Annotated in this window: 4 protein-coding genes and 1 pseudogene; 2 read left to right on the top strand and 3 right to left on the bottom strand. The window is 38.6% G+C overall.

Features of this window, described 5'->3' with window-relative positions; translation table 11 throughout:
* Positions 1–182, top strand: a 182-nt coding sequence (locus JEM49_RS10375; RefSeq protein ID WP_207187934.1) for a hypothetical protein, incomplete at its 5' end; no start/stop codon positions are given.
* Between the two features lie 158 nt (positions 183–340).
* On the opposite strand, the pseudogene purD reads toward JEM49_RS10375, so the two are convergent.
* The 3 genes and pseudogenes from purD to JEM49_RS08135 all read right to left on the bottom strand — a co-directional run bounded on the left by purD (position 341) and on the right by JEM49_RS08135 (position 3,316).
* A pseudogene (purD, locus tag JEM49_RS08145) lies at positions 341–1,761 on the bottom strand (phosphoribosylamine--glycine ligase).
* 341 nt (positions 1,762–2,102) lie between these two features.
* The gene (locus JEM49_RS08140) at positions 2,103–2,984 is read right to left on the bottom strand and encodes an SPFH domain-containing protein (RefSeq protein WP_201874604.1); all 882 of its coding nucleotides are present in this window, start codon (positions 2,982–2,984) and stop codon (positions 2,103–2,105) included.
* Between the two features lie 17 nt (positions 2,985–3,001).
* Positions 3,002–3,316: a type II toxin-antitoxin system RelB/DinJ family antitoxin gene (locus JEM49_RS08135; protein WP_025005298.1), complete on the bottom strand. Its 315-nt coding sequence runs from the start codon at positions 3,314–3,316 to the stop codon at positions 3,002–3,004.
* A 154-nt stretch (positions 3,317–3,470) separates the two neighbouring features.
* Between JEM49_RS08135 and JEM49_RS08130 the strand changes: the two genes are divergently transcribed.
* Positions 3,471–3,653: a hypothetical protein gene (locus JEM49_RS08130; protein WP_201874606.1), complete on the top strand. Its 183-nt coding sequence runs from the start codon at positions 3,471–3,473 to the stop codon at positions 3,651–3,653.
* Positions 3,654–3,880 lie beyond the last annotated feature (227 nt).

Here is a 3,880-nt window from a genome sequence, read left to right as displayed (position 1 = left end):
AAAAAAACGATCAAAACCTCAAATTTGAGAATTTTGATCGTTCTTTTTATGGCCTAGGATTTAGTTTTTTCCCAGACACTTTTGTTATGGATCACCTCCACATACGTGGAGAAAACAAGGTAAGCAACAATGATTTTGGACGTGATTTAGGATCACCTCCACATATGTGGAGAAAACACTAAAAGAATCCCATCGTTAAGCCATTTAGATTTAATAAAAAGCTGAAATTTATTCAGTTTATATTTTATACAACAATAATTATACCAGTGCATCCCTTATCCTTCACTCCAATAAACAAATCCAAACTAAAAAAGTCCCAAACGGGACTTTCTTCACACATCTAATCTCTCAAAGCACGATTGCCAATATCATGGCGGTAGAAGCAATCTGGCAGATCAAGCTTGCTAAAATATGAATAAACATTATCCTGCGCCTAGACTAGATTGTCGGCTTCCGAAATTACCATGAACAGGCGGCCACCATCACCTATCAGATTATCCAAATTACCTTTCACGTTGGCATAATCGATATAAGTATTAGTGCCGTGAGGCAACTTGCCGATCTTCACATTAGGTGCCGGATGCGTTGGATAGCCTTTGCTGCAAACAACCACGCCTAAGATAGAGCTATCGTTTTCTTCAATTTCAGGCAGCTTTTCATGATTTACCGCTGCATCGATCACTTCTGCAAAATCATTTTTAATTCGAGGTAAGACAACTTGAGTTTCAGGGTCACCCAAGCGAACGTTATATTCAATGACCTTTGGACCATTCTCCGTCATCATTAAACCGATGTACAAAATACCGCAATAATGGTAGTTTCCTTGAACCAATCCATTCATCGTTGGCTTCACGATCTCGTCGATCATTCTTTGACGATCTTCTTTTTTCAGTTGTGGCAAAGGAGAATATGATCCCATACCGCCGGTATTTGGGCCCTTGTCGCCATCGCCAACTCGCTTATGGTCTTGCGCCATTGGCAAAATGGTGAACTGATCTTCAGAAACAACCACAAACATTGAATATTCCGGACCAACTAAGCATTCCTCAAGGACGACAGCAGTTTGGCCACCAGCAAACATTTCTCTGATCGTTTCTTCAGCGACGTCTTGGTTCTGAGCAATGGTTACACCTTTACCACCAGCTAAACCATCTTCTTTGATCACCACTGGATAATCGAAGTTCTTCAAACCTGCAATACAAGTTTCAGCACTGGCATAAGTTTCATGGCGAGCAGTTGGAACATCATATTTGTTCATAAAGCGCAGAGCGTAATCCTTTGAGCCTTCTAATTGTGCCGCTCTTTGGTTAGGGTCGAAAATCTTTTGTCCTGCCTTTTCAAATTTATCAGTAATGCCAGCACAAAGACATTTTCTGGACCAACAAATGTCCAATCGACCTTTTTATTTTTACCACCATCACGTGCAATAAATTCACGAATCAATTCAGTACTGTCACCCGAACCATATCCACCTTCAGAAAGGAATGGTGCAATCTTTTTATTAGAAAATTCGCCGCCATATTCAAGTAGGAATGCCCTCATTGGTTGACTTAAAGTCATTGCCCAGATCTGATAGCCTAAATAAATTGTGTCATATTGGCTCAAATCAGGTAACTGCATTTCAAGCTCTGGTGAATCATTTTGAATTCTTTCACAGTTAGCGCGATTGAGCGTTTTACGGTAATTTGCTGGATAAGGATTTCTTAAAGTAATTTCTAAAATATCAGCACCGGTTTCACGCGCAATTTTACTTGCGAGCAACTTAGTTGAACCGGAACACGACCAAAAGATAATGATGCTTTTGGTATCTTTAGTTAATTTTCTAACTGGTTGACCATCGGATGGAGTGCCATAACCATTCTCCCAATCATAGCCACGTCTTTCTAATTGATTTGCGCGAATATCTTCACCATTAATTTATCCAACAACTGAACCTAAATCTGAATAAGTACGGCCAAACATAATTTTCTTTCCCCTCTTGTTCTCAATTGTTACTACAAGTATAAGGCGAGCAAGAGAGTGTGAAAATTATTTAATGTTGATGCTGGTATACGTTAAAAGTATAAAAAAGCTCAATCCTCATTTGAGAATTGAGCTAATTTTTATTCATCTTTCTTATCGTTGCTTGCATCCCACACCTTTTTCAAAGCGGGGACCTTACCCAAGTCAGTCATTTCATCCTTGCCAACCACGATTAAGTTGTTAGGACCTTGAGCTAATTGGTTGAAGCTGTCTAAACTCTGGTTTCTGAAGTATCCTTCGCCAGCCTTTGACAAAGCTTCTTGCATCTTTTGTACACGATAAGCATCGGCATCAGCCTGCGTCTTAACAGCTTCAGCGTTGGCCTTAGCAGTAGCAACCAAAGCATCGTTCTTAGCCTTAGTGGTCATTTCAATGGTACGAGCTTCACCTTCGGCCTTAGCAATTGCGGCAGTCTTTTCACGGTCGGCAGTAAGTTGTTTGTCCATGGCACGTTGAATTTCAGCACTTGGTAAAAGTTCATCAACGTTGACACGAACGACCTTGATACCGTAGATATCAGTCAGGTCACCAGTTGCAGTGAAAAGTTGATCGTTAATTTCCTTAGTTGAGCCAAGGGCTGCGTTCAAATCCATACGACCAATAATGTCACGCAAGTGACCACGGATTAATTGCACCATTGATTCAACTGAGTCGGTGTTGTTGTAGAAGTAACGGTATGAATCAGTGACCAAGTAGTTCAAAGTTAAACTAGTAGAAATTTCAGCGTTATCTTTGGTAATGATTGAGTACTTAGAAATTTCAAGTGGTTGAAGTGCTAATGGAACTTTGCGAATTCTTTGGAAAAGTGGCCAGACAAAGATAAATCCAGCTTTTACTGTCTTAGAATACTTACCCAAGGTTTCAACCAAACCTTCATTATTTTGTGGAACAATTCTAAAACCACAACAAACATACACAATAACTAAAACAACAATAATGCCAATAATAATTCTTGCCATCATAATTTTTACCTCAAAACTTAGTTATCTTTCTTTTCATTCTTTTCCGCATCAAGCCTCTTGGCGACATCTCCAAGCAAATCTTCCCTTCCGGTCAATGTGTTCAGGCGCTCGTCAAGCAGTTTGGCGTATTCATATTTATTCATTTGATCCAAATTATCCCATGCATTTGGAATCTCTACTCTGAAAGGAATACCATTATGAAGAATAATCTGATCATAGAACATGTTAATTGCCGTAGCTGAATTTAACCCCAGCTTTTTCAGAATAGCTTCTGCCTTTTCCTTCTTTTCTGGATTCATTCTGACATAAAGTCCTGTTGTTTTTTCTGCCATAATTTTTACTCCTTTCTGAATTTGATACTATTATATATCGTTCGCATATAAATTGCATATATTTTTGCAAAATATTTCAGTTTGAATTAATCGATCTTAATAGCTAAAAATAGATTTTGTTTTCAGAGTATACTTATATTTATAGAAAGTGAAAATGAAGGAAACAACAATGAAAACTAACAGAAATTCAAAGATTAAGAAAAATAAGTCTAACTTTTGGGATATTCTTCCTCAAATCAATAACAAAGAAAAAAGACAAGAAATTGAAGAGTTAGGTTATAATCCTTCTGAACAACGTGCTGTTGGTAAAGAAAGAATTACTGATAAAAAGTGCTGATAGTCTTCATAAGCAAAGACACATCAGCACTTTTTTACTTGGGTCAACTACCCTAGACTGAAGTCTAGGGCTTAGTGGCTCGTTAGCTTGCGCTAACCAGAACACCAACTTGCTTAGATACGGACTTGACTTACCAGCAATAGTCTTTTGACTATTGCCGATAGAGGTCGTCTAATTACCAAAGCCTTTTAAGTCCGCGAGTTGCTAACGGACTGCAGCCTTTCTAG

It is taken from the genome of Lactobacillus sp. A27 (assembly GCF_016742815.1).
GTDB classification, from domain to species: domain Bacteria; phylum Bacillota; class Bacilli; order Lactobacillales; family Lactobacillaceae; genus Lactobacillus; species Lactobacillus gallinarum.
The sequence above is the reverse complement of the archived record's forward strand: the minus strand, read 5'-3'. Positions and strand labels throughout refer to the sequence as shown.

What these genes read in the sequence shown, in the direction of transcription:
- JEM49_RS08140 (WP_201874604.1), bottom strand. Translation starts at nt 2,984, where the DNA reads ATGATGGCAAGAATTATTATTGGCATTATTGTTGTTTTAGTTATTGTG.
- JEM49_RS08135 (WP_025005298.1), bottom strand. Translation starts at nt 3,316, where the DNA reads ATGGCAGAAAAAACAACAGGACTTTATGTCAGAATGAATCCAGAAAAG.
- JEM49_RS08130 (WP_201874606.1), top strand. Translation starts at nt 3,471, where the DNA reads ATGAAGGAAACAACAATGAAAACTAACAGAAATTCAAAGATTAAGAAA.